General features: G+C 44.8%; 12 protein-coding genes, 2 tRNA genes and 1 riboswitch. Of the genes, 10 read left to right on the top strand and 4 right to left on the bottom strand.

Going from position 1 to position 18,493, the window contains the following annotated elements:
* Window positions 1–85: 85 nt before the first annotated feature.
* The 5 genes from ACSSU7_RS11685 (at window position 86) to ACSSU7_RS11665 (ending at window position 4,087) form a co-directional block, all read left to right on the top strand.
* Window positions 86–1,312 carry an aspartate kinase gene (locus ACSSU7_RS11685; RefSeq protein WP_492516637.1) on the top strand — a complete coding sequence of 409 codons (1,227 nt, stop codon included), beginning with the start codon at window positions 86–88 and terminating at the stop codon, window positions 1,310–1,312.
* A gap of 75 nt (window positions 1,313–1,387) precedes the next feature.
* Window positions 1,388–1,481: transfer RNA gene (locus tag ACSSU7_RS11680), tRNA-Ser, on the top strand.
* A gap of 72 nt (window positions 1,482–1,553) precedes the next feature.
* A tRNA-Arg gene (locus ACSSU7_RS11675) sits at window positions 1,554–1,630 on the top strand.
* Window positions 1,631–1,963: 333 nt separating this feature from the next.
* Window positions 1,964–3,172, top strand: coding sequence for an NAD-dependent formate dehydrogenase (locus ACSSU7_RS11670; RefSeq protein ID WP_492516636.1), 1,209 nt, complete (start codon window positions 1,964–1,966; stop codon window positions 3,170–3,172).
* A gap of 399 nt (window positions 3,173–3,571) precedes the next feature.
* Window positions 3,572–4,087 (top strand): hypothetical protein, encoded by a 516-nt coding sequence (locus ACSSU7_RS11665; RefSeq protein ID WP_492516635.1) that lies wholly within the window; start codon window positions 3,572–3,574, stop codon window positions 4,085–4,087.
* A 135-nt stretch (window positions 4,088–4,222) separates the two neighbouring features.
* Here the strand turns inward: ACSSU7_RS11665 and sugE are convergent, their stop codons facing one another.
* Complete coding sequence (gene sugE, locus ACSSU7_RS11660; protein ID WP_492516634.1) at window positions 4,223–4,543, bottom strand: quaternary ammonium compound efflux SMR transporter SugE; 321 nt, start codon at window positions 4,541–4,543, stop codon at window positions 4,223–4,225.
* A 393-nt stretch (window positions 4,544–4,936) separates the two neighbouring features.
* On the opposite strand from sugE, the gene ACSSU7_RS11655 reads away from it, so the two are divergent.
* The 4 genes from ACSSU7_RS11655 (at window position 4,937) to ACSSU7_RS11640 (ending at window position 11,800) form a co-directional block, all read left to right on the top strand.
* Complete coding sequence (locus tag ACSSU7_RS11655) at window positions 4,937–6,619, top strand: phosphoethanolamine transferase (protein ID WP_492516633.1); 1,683 nt, start codon at window positions 4,937–4,939, stop codon at window positions 6,617–6,619.
* 6 nt (window positions 6,620–6,625) lie between these two features.
* Window positions 6,626–7,048, top strand: a complete 423-nt coding sequence (locus ACSSU7_RS11650; RefSeq protein WP_492516632.1) for an EamA family transporter — start codon at window positions 6,626–6,628, stop codon at window positions 7,046–7,048.
* A gap of 264 nt (window positions 7,049–7,312) precedes the next feature.
* Window positions 7,313–7,545, top strand: a riboswitch (cobalamin riboswitch).
* Window positions 7,546–7,708: 163 nt separating this feature from the next.
* Window positions 7,709–10,519 (top strand): ribonucleoside-diphosphate reductase subunit alpha, encoded by a 2,811-nt coding sequence (locus ACSSU7_RS11645; protein WP_492516631.1) that lies wholly within the window; start codon window positions 7,709–7,711, stop codon window positions 10,517–10,519.
* A 156-nt stretch (window positions 10,520–10,675) separates the two neighbouring features.
* Window positions 10,676–11,800 carry a ribonucleotide-diphosphate reductase subunit beta gene (locus ACSSU7_RS11640; RefSeq protein ID WP_492516630.1) on the top strand — a complete coding sequence of 375 codons (1,125 nt, stop codon included), beginning with the start codon at window positions 10,676–10,678 and terminating at the stop codon, window positions 11,798–11,800.
* A 55-nt stretch (window positions 11,801–11,855) separates the two neighbouring features.
* On the opposite strand, the gene ACSSU7_RS11635 is transcribed toward ACSSU7_RS11640, so the two are convergent.
* Entirely contained in the window at window positions 11,856–12,635 is a 780-nt protein-coding gene (locus ACSSU7_RS11635) for an ankyrin repeat domain-containing protein (protein ID WP_492516629.1), read from the bottom strand.
* Between the two features lie 163 nt (window positions 12,636–12,798).
* Between ACSSU7_RS11635 and ACSSU7_RS11630 the strand changes: the two genes are divergently transcribed.
* Window positions 12,799–14,571, top strand: coding sequence for a sensor domain-containing diguanylate cyclase (locus ACSSU7_RS11630; RefSeq protein WP_492516628.1), 1,773 nt, complete (start codon window positions 12,799–12,801; stop codon window positions 14,569–14,571).
* A 40-nt stretch (window positions 14,572–14,611) separates the two neighbouring features.
* Here ACSSU7_RS11630 and ACSSU7_RS11625 read toward each other — a convergent pair whose 3' ends face one another.
* Together ACSSU7_RS11625 and ACSSU7_RS11620 are read right to left on the bottom strand one after the other, a co-directional pair.
* Window positions 14,612–16,492 (bottom strand): EAL domain-containing protein, encoded by a 1,881-nt coding sequence (locus ACSSU7_RS11625; RefSeq protein WP_492516627.1) that lies wholly within the window; start codon window positions 16,490–16,492, stop codon window positions 14,612–14,614.
* A gap of 151 nt (window positions 16,493–16,643) precedes the next feature.
* On the bottom strand, window positions 16,644–18,293 hold the full coding sequence (locus ACSSU7_RS11620) for a sensor domain-containing diguanylate cyclase (protein ID WP_492516626.1): 1,650 nt from the start codon (window positions 18,291–18,293) through the stop codon (window positions 16,644–16,646).
* Between the last annotated feature and the right edge of the window lie 200 nt (window positions 18,294–18,493).

The following is an 18,493-nucleotide window of genomic DNA, read 5'->3' as shown; positions in this document are numbered from 1 at the left end:
ATGCACTATCAGCTTCACCTAACAGCATGCGTTGTTAGCAAAATTAAACACAGTTAAAACAGTTAATAAGGTTAAAAGAACTTTTATGGCACTTATTGTACAAAAATACGGCGGCACCTCTGTTGCCAATCCTGAGCGTATCAAAAGCCTTGCTGCGCGCGTTGCCCGCTACAAGGCACTAGGCCACCAAATTGTCGTCGTTGTTTCTGCCATGTCAGGTGAAACCAACCGACTGATTGCATTAGCTAAAGAAATCATGCCGGATCCAGACCCGCGCGAACTGGACGTAATGGTTGCTACGGGCGAACAAGTTACGATTGGCATGACAGCACTAGCATTGATGGAACTTGGCATCAAAGCAAAAAGCTACACTGGCTCACAAGTTAAAATTCTGACTGATGACTCGCACACCAAAGCGCGTATCTTGAGCATTGATGAACACAACATCAAACAAGACCTAGATGACGGCTACGTAGTTGTAGTGGCTGGCTTCCAAGGCGTAGATGCTGATGGCAATATCACCACGCTTGGCCGCGGCGGCTCTGACACCACAGGTGTAGCGCTGGCTGCAGCATTGAAAGCTGATGAATGCCAAATCTACACAGATGTAGACGGCGTTTACACCACAGACCCGCGCGTAGTCCCTGAAGCGCGTCGCCTAGATAAAATTACGTTTGAAGAAATGCTAGAGCTAGCCTCTCAAGGCAGCAAAGTATTACAAATTCGCTCTGTTGAGTTTGCAGGCAAATATAAAGTTAAATTACGCGTGTTATCTAGCTTTGAAGAAGAAGGCGATGGCACACTAATCACATTTGAGGAAGAAAATACAATGGAACAACCCGTTATTTCTGGCATTGCCTTTAACCGCGACGAAGCCAAAATCACTGTATTAGGCGTGCCGGACAAGCCTGGTATTGCTTACCAGATTCTTGGCCCAGTGGCTGAAGCAAATGTTGACGTGGATATGATTATCCAAAACACAGGTGCAGACGGTACAACCGACTTCACATTCACTGTGCATAAAAATGAAATGAACAAAGCTTTAAGTATCTTGCGCGATAAAGTACAAGGCCATATCGGCGCACGCGAAATTAATGGCGACGATAAAATTGCTAAAGTTTCTATCGTTGGCGTCGGCATGCGCTCACACGTAGGCATTGCAAGCCAAATGTTCCGCACACTAGCGGAAGAAGGCATTAACATTCAAATGATCTCTACCTCTGAAATTAAGATTGCAGTAGTGGTAGATGAAAAATATTTAGAGCTTGCTGTACGTGTTCTACATAAAGCATTTGAATTAGAAGCAGCATAATTGCAAGTTAACGTTGATTTTTAAAAGCGTTTAGCGTAGTATCACGCCCTCGTAAGAAGCGTAATTGAAGTAAACGGAGAGCTGGCCGAGTGGTCGAAGGCACTTCCCTGCTAAGGAAGCATACGGGCTTAAATCTGTATCGAGGGTTCGAATCCCTCGCTCTCCGCCAAGTTTTATAAGTGTGAAATATTTTATTATTTTGCTGGAAAAAATCCCAGCTTCGAGTATAATGCACGCTTTCGCGCCCGTAGCTCAGCTGGATAGAGTACTTGGCTACGAACCAAGGGGTCAGGAGTTCGAATCTCTTCGGGCGCACCAAATAAACAAAGGCTTACAGTTTAACGACTGTAAGCCTTTTGTCTTTTATACATCCCGCATGCAACCTAAACCTCCCAGAATTTATTAAGAACTACAATGTCGAACTGTATGAGGAGGTTTGGATGCGCTCGTTACATGAGAATTCAATACTTGGCTTCTGCTAGGCTCAATTGCGTAACAGTTTACTAGTTATTGAAAATATGTTCCGACGCCAGATAAAGATAGAACATGCGGGGAAGCCTGCAACAAGCATTAAATACTAAGCTCAAGGCTAGCATTTAACACCAAGAAAGGCTCTCTGGAGTTTCTGTCGTTTATCGAAAGGAGGCTAAAATGAGCAAAATTCTTTGTGTACTGTATGACGACCCTGTCTCGGGGTATCCAAAATCATACCCGCGTGACGGAATACCCGATATCAAGACTTACCCTGGCGGGCAGACCTTGCCTACGCCAGAAGCCATTGACTTCAAGCCCGGCCAGTTGTTAGGTAGCGTATCGGGTGAACTCGGGTTACGAAAGTTTCTAGAATCACGCGGCCATCAGTTAGTGGTGACTTCTGACAAGGATGGCCCCGACTCACGACTGGAGAAAGAGCTACCAGACACCGATATCATTATCTCCCAGCCATTTTGGCCGGCTTACCTGACTGAAGATCGCTTTACCAAGGCACCAAAATTAAAGTTGGCAATCACTGCAGGTATAGGCTCGGACCACATAGACCTACAGGCTGCCATCAAACATGGCGTCACCGTTGCTGAGGTTAGCTATAGCAACAGCATCAGCGTTTCTGAGCATGTGGTGATGATGATTCTAAGTTTGGTGCGCAATTACATTCCTTCGTATCAATGGGTCGTGAGTGGCGGCTGGAACATTGCCGACTGCGTGACCCGCTCTTATGATTTAGAAGGGATGAATGTCGGCACTGTGGCCGCCGGCCGTATCGGTTTGGCTGTGTTAAGGCGACTTAAACCTTTTGACGTAAAACTGCATTACACCGACCGGCATCGGTTATCACCAGACATTGAAAAAGAACTACACCTCACGTTCCACCCCAATGTGGAATCTATGGTGAAAGTGTGTGATGTGGTGACGATTAATTGCCCATTGCACCCTGAAACAGAACATATGTTTGATGATGCGTTGATTGCTAAGATGAAACGAGGTGCTTACATTGTGAATACTGCTCGTGGAAAAATATGCGACAAAGACGCAGTAGCGCGAGCATTAAAAAGCGGTCAATTAGCTGGTTATGCAGGCGATGTGTGGTTTCCACAACCTGCACCTAAAGACCACCCATGGCGCACTATGCCATACCACGGGATGACACCACACGTATCAGGCACTAGCCTCAGCGCACAAGCGCGGTATGCCGCTGGTACACGTGAAATTCTGGAGTGCTGGTTTGAAGGCAAGCCTATTCGAGAAGAGTATCTTATTGTAGATGGCGGTCATTTAGCTGGTGCAGGTGCGCACTCCTATAGCACAGGTAACGCCACTAAAGGCTGGGAGGACGCAACACGGTACAGTGCGGCAGCAAGGTAGAGCAAAGGGTGTATTTATATCGTTCCCTGATAGAGATCAGGGAACGATATTGGCGTCTTTCACCATCACACTAATCAGAACTTTGATTAGTGAATGGTGTCCGACTTTAATTGGCGTAACTTATGCATTTGTCGCGAGTAAACAGTCTACGTGCTCAGATTGAATGGCACATTACTAATGGTATTGATAAGTGTGAGTAGTCACTTTGCCAATATGTTAATTTATAAATTGGTTATTTATTAAAATAACCGTTTATAAAGTACAGCAATCAATAAAAGCGATTGTTAAAAGGTGGTGGATAACTAAGCTAGTTAAGCAAGCATTAATGAATCTCAGCTAATTAATCTAAGTTAACCAACCTAGGCTGAATCCTAACTGCAAAATACATAGGAGAACGCGATGAGACGTAGACTTTATTTCGTGTTACCAGATATTAAAAGTGCGCAAGTGATGATGAACGAATTATTGCTAGCGCGCATTGACGCTAATCATATTCACTTTTTGGCTAGACCAGATAAACCTTTGGGCGACCTGCCTGAGGCAAATGTAATAGAGAGATCAGAACTCGTTTTTTGCGCAAGTGTAGGCATGTTGCTAGGCGCGGTACTAGGAGCATTGGCTGGAGTTCTAGCCATCATGGTTCCATGGTGGTTTGGCTCGGTTTCTACAGCCATTATCCCCTACACCATGTTGATTGGTGGGGTGGCGAGTGCGATTTGGGCGGGGACTTTAGCGACTGGAGTCCCAAACCATAGGCTAGAGCCATATAAAAAACCAATTAATGCCGGAAAAGTGCTGATGATTGTTTCTGTACCCTTGCATAGACTCATTGAGATTCGCGACATCTTGATTAAAAGACATCCCGAAGCCAGCTATGAAGGAACTTGGCCAACTGATCACGTATTATTTCCTTAGCAGTGGATTGATACGCAGTGATAAAAATGGCTAAGTAGTCTAAGCGTAATGTGAATGGCGCTTGCTGAATGTACACCTTGATGGTGTGGGGTCTGTTTCGGCCTGCAATGCCAAACAAACTACAGGCCAAAAGCACTAAATGGCTGTGCTTAACTTCAGCCCTACTATACCAACAAATATGCATAACAAACTTAGTAGCCTACCTAAGTTCGCAGATTCATCAAATAGCAATATGCCAAAAATTGCTGTGCCAATGGCACCGATTCCTACCCAAACCGCATACGCCGTTCCAACGGGTAATGATTTCATTGCCATTCCTAGCAGCCAAACGCTCAGTACCATTGCCAGCACGGTGCCTACCGTTGGCCAAAGTCGCGTAAAACCCTCGGTATACTTCAAGCCTATCGCCCACACTACCTCTAACAGCCCGGCCGCCACAAGAATCGCCCAACTCATCTTAACACCTCACAAAAAAATATTGGGTCGTCCCGAGATTAATCTAAATAAGCAAGGTCGTCCTTACTTATCGCACAACGCATAAAGTTTAGCACTAGAATTGAATGCCAGCTTACTTTCAACATAGCGCACAATGAATAATTACCAACCCATTGATGCAATCAAACGCTATTGCCCACCATAGCTTACACATGCTGCATGTAATTAAACATCACAAGGGAGCAATCTACAATTTATGCAGTGCCGTATTTAATTCTTAAATCAATTCATGCAATTATTGCACCATGCATCATTCATATTTAATTTTTTACTTATATAAATCAATGCAGTAGGCATCTGGCACATTTACTGCTCTTACCTTAATAATATTTAAGCTAAGGCACACCCCATACTATGCAGTCAATGAAGCCAGAAGTTACCGACAAAACAGAATTGTCAAAATTTCTGAATCAAACACAAGCCATATTGTTAGTGGTCATTTTCATCATGCTAACAGGCAACTTCGCCCTGTTTCACGGCATTGCGCACATATACCCACTTACAGTTGCCAATGCACCTTTTTTAACCTCATTGGCTTTATTCTTTAGCGCACTGACCGCCGTTTTCTTTTTATCCATTTGCCATGGAAAATTTACACGCTGGATATTGGCATTGTTTGTCATTATTGCATCGCAAGCCGCTTATTATATGGACCACTTAGGTGTCATTATCGATACCGTCATGATTGATAACATCATGCAAACCAGTACAAACGAGTTTGCTAGCTTAATTACCATGAGCTTAATCGTGAGAACTTTAGTTTTCGGTGTTATACCGGCATGGTTAATTATTAAATACTGCCCCGCACCAATCAATTTCAAAGCGGAATTTAAATCTAGATTAAAAACCATCGCTGTTTGCTTGGTAAGCATCGTTTTATTAGTAATACCGTTCACCGCTGACTACAGCTCGTTTATACGAGAACATAAAATTGTCAGGTTCTACGCTAACCCAACTTACTCAGTGTACTCGGCGATTAAATACGTCACAGAGCAATCAAAAATTGCAAGTCATGCGGTGTTACATAAAACGGCAGAAGATGCGGTTTTAATTGACCCAAGCACAAGTAAAAAAGAGCTCATCATATTAGTAGTTGGTGAAACTGCCCGTGCAGACCGCTTCTCATTAAATGGATATAAGCGAGAAACCAACCCATTGCTCGCCAAAGAAAACCTTGTAAGCTTTAGTAATGTCAGCTCATGCGGGACATCTACCGGCGTCTCTGTGCCATGCATGTTTTCATCTTTAGGGCGAGATAAGTACGATAAAGAAAAAGCGCTTGAGCAAGAAAATGTATTAGACGTTCTGAAAAAAAATGGTATTGAGGTGCTGTGGCGCGACAATAACTCAGACTCTAAAGGAGTTGCCACCAGAGTTAAATATGAGGACTTTAAGTCGCCAACGCTCAATCCAACTTGCGAAGGTGAGTGTAGAGATATCGGTATGTTAAGCGGGCTTGATAAGTATATTGAGGCGCACAAATCTCAAGACATGATGATTGTATTGCACCAAATGGGCAATCACGGCCCTGAGTACTATCGCAGATACCCCAAAGCATTTGAACGCTTTAAACCTGCCTGCCAAACTGGTGAGTTGAGAGATTGCTCTAAACAGGAAATTGATAATGCTTATGACAATGCAATTTTATATACGGATTATTTTTTATCCGAAGTGATTAGTTTTCTCAAAAAATACGACAGCACGCACGAAACAGCAATGCTTTACATCGCAGATCATGGTGAGTCTTTAGGTGAACACGGCATTTACCTACATGCCGCACCGTATATGATGGCGCCTAAAGAGCAAACGCATGTTCCAGCCATTGTATGGGCCGGGAAAAGCTTTGATTATCGCTTGGATGATATTAAATCGTATCAAGACCATGCGCTGAGCCATGACGATTTATTTTGTACTATACTGGCTTCGTATGAGTTAGATTCACACATATGTGCAGCCAAAAAAGGCATTTTCTCTAAAAATACCGCGTTAAAATCAGCGGCTATCTCTGACAATCATGCAGAGAGGAAACTAAATTAATTCACCATGGAACGCTGGGTTCTATACGCTATTATCTCCATGCTGTTTGCAGGCTTTACTGCCGTCATTGCAAAACAGGGCTTAACTGGCATTTCTGCTGAGCTTGGTTTAACGCTAAGAACACTGTTTGTTTGCGCATTTATTATTTTGTTTGGTCTGCTTGCCGTCACACCGGCTGAAATTAAAAACCTGCAAAAACATCATTATATCTGGCTGGCACTATCCGCCCTCACCACTGCCGGCTCTTGGATTTTTTATTACAAAGCACTGAAAATGGGGGATGTAGCAACGGTCGCTCTGATTGATAAAGGCAGCGTGGTTGTCACCGTGATATTGGCATGGCTGCTATTTAAAGAAGTTATCACCTTACGCATGATGATAGGCGCAGTATTAATTATTGCTGGCATCATCACGATTGCAAAAAAATAATAGAATCACCACAACCTAATCCTAAGGCTGACCAAAATTGACTAGAGCGCATAGCTGACGTGAGCCTCTACCCCACTGCAAAGCTTAATCCCCCTTCAATTAACTGACTAAAGCACAAGAGACTTAAAATCTCTTGTGCTTTTGCAATCTAATCAAGCTAAAAAAGCCAATTAAAAAAATCCTTATAAAACATAGGTATGGAAATTTAAAATAAATAATATCTATATATTGTGCTTTTAATATTGAAATCACCCACTATGTTGCGTTATAGTGCTTGCACACGGTTCTTATTTTTCAGTCGAAAATTAAGATAATAGGGAATCCGGTGCGAAGTTTGACCTAGCGCAAACATCAATACCGGGGCTGCCCCCGCAACTGTAATCAGAGAGTTATTTTGTATTTCTCGCCACTGAATTTTGATTAATTAAAATTTGGGAAGGCTAGCAAAATGATGATGACCTGAGAGCCAGGAGACCTGCCGTAGACATTTTCACGCTGCACTTGTGTGAATACTTTTATAACGTTTGAGGCGGGGTGTCCTCGGCAGATGGGTAGACTCAATCTATCCGCCATGCTGGTCTTTGTTTGGCGTATTTTTCTATTGTAGAAGATGCTCGCCTATAAAGCGTACCTGCCCTTTATTAAAAAAGGGAAATCTAAATGGATGACATAAAACCATCTTCAAGTACTGACTCAGTACAATCTACACTACTGCCTATGTTGCAGGTAATTCGCCGTAATGGTGCCGCGGTAACATTTAATTTAGACAAAATTGCTATCGCGATCACTAAAGCCTTCTTGGCGGTTGAAGGTAACCAAAGTGCCGCATCACAGCGTGTACGTGACCAAGTTAACACATTGAGCCAAATCGTTAATAACGCATTAATTCGCCGCTTACCAGCTGGTGGTTCTATCCATATTGAAGACATTCAAGACCAGGTTGAACTAGCCTTGATGCGTAGCGGCAATCACGACGTAGCACGTGCTTACGTGCTTTACCGTGAGAAACGCAATGCTGAACGTGCCGCAGAAAAAGCGACGACTAGTGAACCTAGCCATGCGCTGAATGTGAATATTGACGGTAAATTAGTGCCGCTTAACATTAAACAGCTAAACGACATGGTGGCAGAAGCCTGTCTGAATCTGGGCAACGAAGTAGATGTGAACCTCGTTGTAGAGCAAGCAGTGCGTGATTTATATGATGGCATTCCATTTAGCGAAGTATATAAAGCGCTGATTTTATCTGCGCGTAGCTTGATTGAAACTGAGCCAGCTTACAATTATGTAACAGCGCGTTTGCAGCTGGATTTAGTGCGAGCTGAAGTATTAGGCGAGCGCGTAAGCCATGCTGAAATGGATACGTACTATGTGGAATACTTCCCACGCTATATCAAAATCGGTATCGGCTCAGATTTGTTAGACCCACGTTTGGCACAGTTTGATTTGGGTAAACTGGCCGCAGCTTTGGTTAAAGAGCGCGATTTCCAATTTAGTTACTTAGGTATTCAAACTTTATATGACCGCTACTTCTTGCATATTGAAGAGCGTCGTATCGAACTACCGCAAATCTTCTTTATGCGCGTGGCGATGGGTTTGGCGATTAACGAGATTGACCGCGAAGCGCGCGCAATCGAGTTCTACAATGTATTGAGTACGTTTGACTTTATGAGCTCAACGCCAACTTTATTCAATGCTGGCACATTGCATTCACAGCTTTCTTCTTGTTACCTCACCACTGTGAGCGACGACTTGGACGGTATCTACCAAGGCATTAAAGAAAATGCTTTGCTGCAAAAATACGCAGGCGGGTTAGGTAACGACTGGACGCCAGTTCGCTCATTAGGTGCACGCATCAAGGGCACTAACGGTAAGAGCCAAGGCGTGATTCCATTCTTAAAAGTGGTGAACGACACGGCAGTAGCGGTAAACCAAGGCGGTAAACGTAAAGGTGCAGTATGTGGTTACTTGGAAACTTGGCATCTGGATATTGAAGAATTTTTAGACCTGCGTAAAAACACCGGTGATGATCGCCGTCGTACGCATGACATGAATACCGCGCATTGGATTCCAGATTTATTCATGCGCCGCGTGACTGAAGCTGGCGAGTGGACATTGTTCTCACCATCTGATGTGCCGGACTTGCATGACAAATACGGTAAAGCGTTTGAGGCGGCTTATGTGGAATACGAGCGTCGTGCGGATAATGGCGAAATCAAGTTGTTCAAGCGCGTGCCTGCTTTGCAGATGTGGCGCAAGATGCTTTCTATGCTATTTGAAACAGGCCATCCTTGGATTACGTTCAAAGACCCATGCAATATTCGTTCGCCACAGCAGCACGTGGGTGTGGTGCATAGTTCTAACTTATGTACAGAAATCACGCTGAATACTTCTGATACAGAAATCGCTGTATGCAACTTGGGTTCTGTGAACTTATTGCAACATTTAACAGAAGTTAACGGAAAGTTAGTGCTAGATAACGACAAATTGCAAGCCACGATTAAAGTCGGCATGCGCATGTTGGATAACGTGGTGGATATCAACTTCTACCCAGTGGGTAAAGCGCGCAACTCCAACACACGTCACCGCCCAGTGGGTATGGGCATCATGGGCTTTCAAAACTGCCTGCACGCAATGCGTATTCCTTATGCAAGTATGGAAGCGGTTGAGTTTGCCGACCGCGCCATGGAAATGGTGTGCTACAACGCGTACTGGGCATCAACCGTGTTGGCAGAAGAGCGCGGCCCTTACTCTAGCTTTAAAGGCAGCTTGTGGGATCAAGGCATCTTGCCATTAGATACATTAGATTTGTTAGCTAGTGAGCGTGGCGGCAATGTGGAAGTGGATAGAAGCAAGACATTGGATTGGGACGCTTTGCGTAGCCGCATCCAAAAAGTAGGTATGCGTAACTCTAATTGCGTGGCGATTGCGCCAACTGCGACGATTTCTAATATCGTCGGCGTATCTGCCAGCATTGAGCCTGAGTACCAAAACCTGTACGTGAAATCTAACTTATCTGGCGAGTTCACCATTGTGAATGAGCAATTGGTCAATGATCTGAAAGCACGTGGCTTATGGGATACCGTGATGGTGTCAGACCTGAAGTATTTTGATGGTTCATTGGCGCCTATCGAGCGCGTGCCAGCAGACTTAAAACAGCTTTATGCAACAGCATTTGATGTTGATCCAAGCTGGTTGATTGAAGCGGCAGCACGTCGCCAAAAATGGATAGACCAGGCGCAATCACTTAACCTGTATTTCGCAGTGCCTTCAGGCAAGAAGCTTAACGATACGTACTTATTGGCTTGGCAACGTGGCTTGAAAACGACGTATTACTTACGTTCATTAGGCGCAACAGCGGCAGAGAAATCGACTGGTAGTGGTGGCGAGTTGAATGCGGTTGCATCAAGTGCGCCAGAACCAGCGCCAAAGATGTGTTCGATAGATAACCCGGAATGCGAATCTTGTCAATAAGCAAGCGTCTGTGAGCCATCCATTGCTTTGTTACAACAATGCTCAAAGACTGCGCCGTACTATTTGTACTGTCTTGTCTTTTGCGCTTGTCGTGCCTCGCACTGAATAGCTCTCACTAGCTTGCTAAAAATGATGACGAAGAATTAAGGAAAAAACATGCTTTCATTTGAAGATGAAGTTTACGTAGAGCCAACTAAGCCACAACTGGCGCCAGTGCCAACACCAACCGCAGCGCCAGTAGCAGCAAACCAGCCGTCTATTTCAGGCCGTGTGAATGCCTCAGATAAGCGCATGATTAACGGCCAAACGGACGTGAATCAACTAGTGCCGTTCAAATACCATTGGGCGTGGGATAAATACTTGGCCGGTTGTGCCAATCACTGGATGCCGCAAGAAGTTTCCATGAGCCGCGACATTGCACAGTGGAAGGACAGCACTGCACTGACCGACGATGAACGTCTGATTGTTAAGCGTAATCTGGGCTTTTTTACCACAGCTGACTCATTGGCTGCGAACAATATCGTGCTGGGCACTTATCGCCACATCACTGCGCCAGAGTGCCGCCAATACTTGCTGCGCCAAGGCTTTGAAGAGGCGATTCATACACATGCCTATCAATACATCGTTGAGAGTTTGGGTTTAGACGAATCTGAAGTATTTAATGCTTACCAGGAAGTAGCGAGTATTAAAGATAAAGATGACTTCTTGATTCCATTCATCAATGTCCTGACAGACCCGGAGTTCAAAACCGGTACACCAGAGGCTGATCAACAACTATTGCGTTCATTGATTGTGTTTGCCTGCATCATGGAAGGTCTGTTCTTCTACGTAGGCTTCGTGCAGATTCTGGCACTTGGCCGCCAGAACAAGATGCAGGGCGCGGCTGAGCAGTACCAGTACATCTTGCGTGATGAGTCTATGCACTGCAATTTCGGTATTGATGTCATTAATACGATTAAGCTTGAGAACCCACATTTATGGACTGCTGAATTCCGTGAAGAGATTAAAGGCTTAATCCAACACGGTGTTGAGTTGGAATATCGTTACGCAGAAGCAACCATGCCACGCGGCGTGCTGGGCTTGAATGCCACCATGTTTAAGGAATACCTGCGCTTTATTGCCAACCGCCGTTGCCAGCAAATTGGTTTGGATGTGCTTTACCAAGGTGCGACCAATCCGTTCCCATGGATGAGTGAGATGATAGATTTGAAGAAAGAGAAAAACTTTTTTGAAACCCGTGTGACAGAATATCAAACGGGCGGCGCATTAAGCTGGGATTAATCTGGCGCCAAACTGGCAAGAATAGCCTTAGCTACACGGCTATTTTTGCCTGCACTCAAGGAGTAGCGCCTTTTTCTTTTAAGAGCGCTACTATTTTAGTATTACCTGCATCTTCAGCTAAGGCTAAAGCAGACTTACCGTTCTTACCACGCGCCAAGATATCAGCACCTCGTTCGATAAGTAGTTCAGCCACTTCAAACTGACCAGATGTGAGACTAAGCAATAAAGGCGTAAAACCAAGGCTATCCCGATCATTGATATAAGCCCCTCTTTTGATCAACATTTCTGCAATAGTTTTATAACCAGGCAATTGTTGACCACATACCAGTAAAAGCGGCGTCATGGTCTTGCGGTCATAAGCATTCACATCCGCACCTTTTTTGATCAGTATGCCCGCTATCACCGTGTAGCCTTTTTTTAAAGCAACCAACAGCGCGGGCGTGCCATCTGGATCTGAAATGTGGATATTGAAATTACTACGAACAAAGAGATCAACAGCCGCCTGATTACCTGTATGAATTGCCTGCAGAAACTGCTCTTCACTGCGCGCAATCCCTAGCCGCTCTAATTCTTTAATAGCAGCATCTATACCCTGGGCTTCGCGGATATGTTGAGACTGTCGCACTTGCCGCAGCCTGAGAATGTCTTCCATCACCTCTTTTGGGAAGCCCTGACGCCCGCCGCGAGAGTCAATAATCAGCTCACTGAAATAATCATGTATTTGTGGTGTAGACCACAGCTTCTCGATGCGCAACAAAATACGATCGAACTTATCTTCAAGGGCGTATGGGTAGTTCTCGCCGAGGTATTCAAAAAAAGGATGTTTAACAGACATAATGAATATAGTAACTTAATCTAGCTATTTAAATTGAGTGAGTTAGTAATGACTACCAACATCTCACAAAAATTCATTATAATCAATTTTTAATATGCTAAGCTAACAGCGTTGCATAGTTTACTCACGCGCTATTTCGTAAGTAAACGAAAGGATTATTTTGTTGAATTTCGAAGAAATGCATACAAGATTACCCGCTTACTATCGTTACCTGATTGCGATAGTGCTGTTCCTCATAGCCTTTTTTCTGCGTTTCATCATCGCACCAGCACAAGAAAATCTGGCTTACATCACCTTTTATTTGCCAACACTCATCAGCTTCTATCTACTTGGAACTGGCCCTGGCGCCTTGGTGGCTATACTTTCTGGCATAGCTGGCGAATACTACTTCGTGAAACCATTTGAAGTATTATTTAGCGCGCAAAAGAGCTATCTTCCACTCGTATTTTTCTCCTTAACATCTTGCCTGATTGGGTTAATCATCACGAGACTTAGCCACTACAGTGATGAACTCAAGCATGCCGAAGTCCGAGAGAAGTTCCGTAGCCATGTACTAGAGCTGATTACCAAAGGGGCGCCGCTACCTAATATACTCAGAGCCATCATCCTCTGGGTTGAACAAGAAAACCCAGCTATACGCGGCAGTATTATGCTGCTAGATTCTGAAGGTAAGCGCCTGTTGGCAACAGCCGCTCCTAACCTGCCTAGATTCTACGTAGCCGCAGTGAATAATCTAAGCATAGGCGAAGGCGTTGGCTCCTGCGGCACAGCAGCATTTACCGGCAAACGGGTCATTGTTGAAGATATACAAAACCACCCTTACTGGCGCTATTTTAGAGAGATTGCAGGCCAAGCAAGGCTTGGGTCTTGCTGGTCGGAGCCAATACGTTCAACGCAAGGCAAGGTACTAGGAACCGTCGCCATCTACCACCAGAATACATACCGGCCAACTGAAGCCAATATCATGCTGATTGAGCAAGCCGCATATCTCGCAAGTATTGCCATTGAAAAAAATCATAGTGAACTTGCCTTAAAGAAGAATGAAGAACGCTGGAGATTTGCTTTAGAGGGTGCAGGAGACGGGGTTTGGGAATATGATTTTCAAACAGGTAAAACTGAAGCATCCCCACGCTTAATGGAGATTTTGGGGTTAGATGCGAGCCTAACATCTGATGTTGAGAGGTTTCACCACTGGGTAGCGTACACCCACCCAGACAGCGTCACCAACACAATGATGGCGATACAGGCGATGAAAGATAACAAAACCGATCGCTACCAGATTGAACAGCAAAAGCTATGTGGAGACGGCTCTTACAAGTGGCTACTGAACCGAGGCATGGTGATCAGCCGCAACGATGAAGGAAAACCATTACGCATGATTGGCACCTCTACAGACATTACCGAGCGCAAACAGCTTGAAGAGGAGTTCAAACGCCAAGCACGTATTGATTTCCTCACTGGGGTCAGCAATCGCCGCTACTTCATGGAGCAAGCCGAACAAGAAATACAGCGCACCAATCGCTACGACACGCCACTCTCGTTCTTTATGCTGGATATTGACCTCTTTAAGCAGGTTAATGATACATACGGCCATAAATCGGGCGATACGGTGCTGAAAAGAATGGCTACGGTATGCCGTGAAACCTTACGTGAGATCGACATCATTGGCCGCGTAGGGGGCGAGGAGTTTGCTATTTTACTGCCCGAGACAGACAAAGCAGAAGCCGCCGAGGTTGCCGAGCGGCTACGTGCAGTACTTGCCAATGAAAAAGTACCAATGGAGGTTGGCATTCCCATTCAGTTCACAGTTTCAATCGGTGTAGCTTCCAGAATATCCAAGCAAGACAACATCGACATGCTACTCAACCTAGCAGATGAAGCACTTTATCAGGCCAAAAAGTACGGGCGCAATCGAGTCTACATTGCTATGCAATAAGCGGATTAACCAGAAGTGGAAACTAGAGGCTGACTAATAATTACACTAAACTCTTAATCCAGCTACTTGCAGGCACAGGTTTACTATACAAATACCCTTGGTGGACCACCACTGCCCTAGCATTCAAAAAATCTGCCTGCTCTTGCGTCTCCACCCCTTCAGCCACCACATTTAATTGCATATGTTTGGCAACTGCCAATACCGATTCAACTAAAGCCGCATCGTCTGGGTCATGCGGCGCATCCTGCACAAACGTTTTATCTATCTTCAACTCATGAATCGGCAAGCGTTTGAGATGACTTAGCGAAGAATATCCGGTACCAAAATCATCCAGAGAAAAGTGTATTCCCAGTAAAGTGAGCTCCGTCATTTTAGCAATCACCTCGCTGATGTTATCAATCACCAACCCTTCCGTCACTTCGAGCGTCAAATGGGTTGGGTCAGCGCCGGTATCCGCTAAAATTGTTTTAATGCTCGAAACAAAACCCCGCTGACGGAAGTGCCTTGGACTAATATTGACTGATACGCGAATCGGCAAACTGTAAATATCCTGCCTTGCCAAAATCCGGCAAGTTTCAGTGAGCACCCACACATCCACATCCACAATCAAATCTGTTTCTTCAGCCACAGGAATAAATAAAGAAGGCGGCACCAAGCCACGTTCGGGATGCTGCCAGCGCACCAAGGACTCAGCGCCAACCACCACACCGGCAGCGTTCACTTGCGACTGCAGATACAGCATTAACTCTCCGGCTGGAATGGCCAAGCGCAATTCACGCTCAATTTTGAAGCGCTGCTCAGCCACACTTGCCATTGACTGTTCAAACAAGATACTTTGATTGCCACCATTTTGCTTAGCACGATGCATGGCTGTATCCGCGCGGCGAAACACATCACCCGCATCATCTTCAATATTAATAGGGAAAGTGGCAATACCAATACTACCTGATGCAATCAACTCATCATCCCCCAGCTGAATTGGGAGCTTAAGCTGCAATCTAATTTTATCAAGCAGGTGGCTAACCATCGAGTCAATATCTGCTGTATTGCTTGCACCTTTCGGAATCAACACCGCGAATTCATCCGCAGACATTCTGGCTAGCATACCATCGGCTCCCACCAGCGGCTTTAGCCTATCGGCGATAAAACATAGCAGCATATCCCCCACCGCATGCCCACGCGCTTCATTCAGCGTTTTAAAACGATCTAGGTTTAATAAAATGAGTGCACCTTTGGAGCCAGTGCTTTTGCACTCCAATAAGGCACAATTAAGACGATCAATCTGCAATGATCGATTCGGTAAGCCGGTCAATGAATCGTAGTAGGCCAAACGGTGCAGCTCAACACGACCATGCTCTTTCTCTTCATAATCTTGAAAAAGCAGGCAAATTAGCATCGTTGCCACCGGATAAAACAAAATAATCGTGGGGCCCAACTGCTTATCAATCCAAACCCCAATGCCGCCAGGTAAATATAAAAACAGCAGCAGCATCACCACGTGCACTAGCAGGCCAGCACCTAATAGCGGTAGTGCCTTCAAAGAGCCGCCTACACTTTTCCGATAATAATAAAACGCAACACCGATTAAAGCAGCCACTACAGTGACGGCAACTCCGATATAAACACCGGCTCCACCAAGCCATATCCGGTATGCGCCGATAATAGACGCACTCAACGCAGCAACAAAAGGGCCACCAAACATCCCTGCAACAAACAAAACAATGGAGCGCCCATCAAAGATCACGCCATTACCGTACTGCACTGGTGTCATCATGCCAATCACACCGGCAATACCAAATAAAAGACCAAAAAATAACGGCTGCGTTAACGGATTTTTTTTATTACGGGAGGAGGTAACTTGGTAGATTGTTGTGAGCGCAACTAACAAAGCAGTATTGTGAATCAGCTCAATAAAAAACATGACACTCCCTTAAAGTAGATCAGACGAAATCAAGCTGCATATTAACTGATAAGATCACTAATAAATAAGCCGAACAAATAAAAATTAAGCTTTGCACACTCGCTTACTCCAACCAAGCACTTAAAAAAGCAGAAAAACCTCGCCTCAAGCCCTAGCTTGCTGCACATACCCGATTACGGCCAGACTGCTTTGCCTGATAAAGCGCCTTATCCGCTCGACTAAGCAACACATCGATATTGTCATCCGCTGACTCCACAGAAGACACGCCAATCGAGACCGTATACTGTACTGGCAAGCCATCCTTCATTGGCACTTCAGAGTCAGCAACCGACAGCCTTAAACGCTCAGCCACTTCCAGCGCCTCTGTGCGATTGGTTTCTGGCAGCAAAATAGCAAACTCTTCACCGCCTACGCGCCCAATAATATCAACCTCACGCAAGGTTTGGCGACATACATCTGCCAATTTTTTCAATACAATATCGCCAACTTTATGTCCATGGCTGTCATTAATTTTCTTAAAAAAGTCAATATCCATCATAAAAATTGCCATTTCTTTTTCATAGCGCTGACTTCGACTAAGCTCTTTCTCCGCCTGCTCCATAAAGTGACCGCGATTATTCAACTCAGTCAGGTAGTCAATATGTGCCTTTTGGTTAAGCTCCAACTCCAGCAGTTTACGGCTATTAATATTGGCATGCACCCCTATCATGCGCATGGGCTGATGTAGCGCATTAAACTCAGCAATTTTGAACACACTATTCATCCAAACCCAATCTCCGTTTTTTGCACGGCGCCGATAATCAACAGAGACCGAGTCACTGCCAGTCATGCACTCATTTAAGAATGACATCACCCTAGCACTATCTTCCGGGTGCAATGCTGCCTGCCACTCCTGCAAGTTATGGTCTAACTCCCCCTCTGCATAACCCAGAACTTGAGAGTACTCATCACTCGTCGTCATCTCACCCGTTTTGATATCAAAATCAAACCAAGCCTGATTAGCCGCCAATAACGCAAGGCGCATTCTGTCTTCACTTTTACGTAGCTGCGCCTCAGCTCTCTTTAACTCAGTGATATCTCTGGCAATACCAAACAAACCGATAATATGACCGTCTTTATCTTTCATCGCATATTTACGGTTATCAACCCAACAGGGCTTACCATGACTATTTAACAGCGGCTGTACCTCTTGTGCCATAGGCAAAAAGCCATTAAAAATCTTTTTCTCTAGCGTGTAATAAATATCCGCATACTCCCTAGGCAGCACATCGTAATCTGTTTTACCAATCAAGTCAGACCAATGCGCGATGCCTTGCGTGACATCTACGACAGTTTGGCTTGCACTAGTAAACTGATGATTTCTATTCTTGAAATAAATGTAGTCATCTGTATTTTCTAGCATCGCAAAAAAGCTGTCATACATCAGACCCTGAGCAATCTCGAGGTTAACCTCAGGTTGCGCAAGGGTGAGCGTAATCCGCGTTTTTAAATGATCTACATCTAGCTGTTTTTGATAAGTGGCACTCAGAATCTTAGCCAGCCCCTTCTTATCTACAATTCTAAAAGTCAGGGTAACCGGCTCTACTTGAGATGAGTGTGAGAAAATCGCATCGTATATATCTAGGTCATCTGGATGAAACAAACTTTTGAGTGTGGGGCTAGATGCCGACAGCTGCGTCGAACTCCATCCGGTCAGAGGCTTGGCATCCCCCTCCAACTGCTCACAAACGAGCGCATCAAGCGCTACAACAAACATGAATTTAATAGGGGGGATATTTTCTTGTTTTTTGCTAGCCATCATGTTGACTTTCAGTCGGTTAAACAAGCTGTCATCATTAACACCTACCTAAAACCTACTGTGCTACCTATACTGGGGCTTGTCAAGAAATATACATAGCATGTGCTCGCTATTTCAAACACCTACTTTCTGCTGCCGTCCGGCTAAAACAAAACAGCCCAATCGGATATCGATTAGGCTGTTAATTTGATAGCGCATAATTG

Source organism: Methylotenera sp. E1MeOHC1 (genome assembly GCF_058745595.1).
Note: the sequence above shows the minus strand (reverse complement) of the source record. Positions and strands in the feature narration are given on the sequence as shown.

Excerpts from the sequence above, each read along its gene's own strand:
- ACSSU7_RS11685 (WP_492516637.1), top strand. The coding sequence starts at position 86 with ATGGCACTTATTGTACAAAAATACGGCGGCACCTCTGTTGCCAATCCT.
- ACSSU7_RS11670 (WP_492516636.1), top strand. The coding sequence starts at position 1,964 with ATGAGCAAAATTCTTTGTGTACTGTATGACGACCCTGTCTCGGGGTAT.
- ACSSU7_RS11665 (WP_492516635.1), top strand. The coding sequence starts at position 3,572 with ATGAGACGTAGACTTTATTTCGTGTTACCAGATATTAAAAGTGCGCAA.
- sugE (WP_492516634.1), bottom strand. The coding sequence starts at position 4,543 with ATGAGTTGGGCGATTCTTGTGGCGGCCGGGCTGTTAGAGGTAGTGTGG.
- ACSSU7_RS11655 (WP_492516633.1), top strand. The coding sequence starts at position 4,937 with ATGCAGTCAATGAAGCCAGAAGTTACCGACAAAACAGAATTGTCAAAA.
- ACSSU7_RS11650 (WP_492516632.1), top strand. The coding sequence starts at position 6,626 with ATGGAACGCTGGGTTCTATACGCTATTATCTCCATGCTGTTTGCAGGC.
- ACSSU7_RS11645 (WP_492516631.1), top strand. The coding sequence starts at position 7,709 with ATGGATGACATAAAACCATCTTCAAGTACTGACTCAGTACAATCTACA.
- ACSSU7_RS11640 (WP_492516630.1), top strand. The coding sequence starts at position 10,676 with ATGCTTTCATTTGAAGATGAAGTTTACGTAGAGCCAACTAAGCCACAA.
- ACSSU7_RS11635 (WP_492516629.1), bottom strand. The coding sequence starts at position 12,635 with ATGTCTGTTAAACATCCTTTTTTTGAATACCTCGGCGAGAACTACCCA.
- ACSSU7_RS11625 (WP_492516627.1), bottom strand. The coding sequence starts at position 16,492 with ATGTTTTTTATTGAGCTGATTCACAATACTGCTTTGTTAGTTGCGCTC.
- ACSSU7_RS11620 (WP_492516626.1), bottom strand. The coding sequence starts at position 18,293 with ATGATGGCTAGCAAAAAACAAGAAAATATCCCCCCTATTAAATTCATG.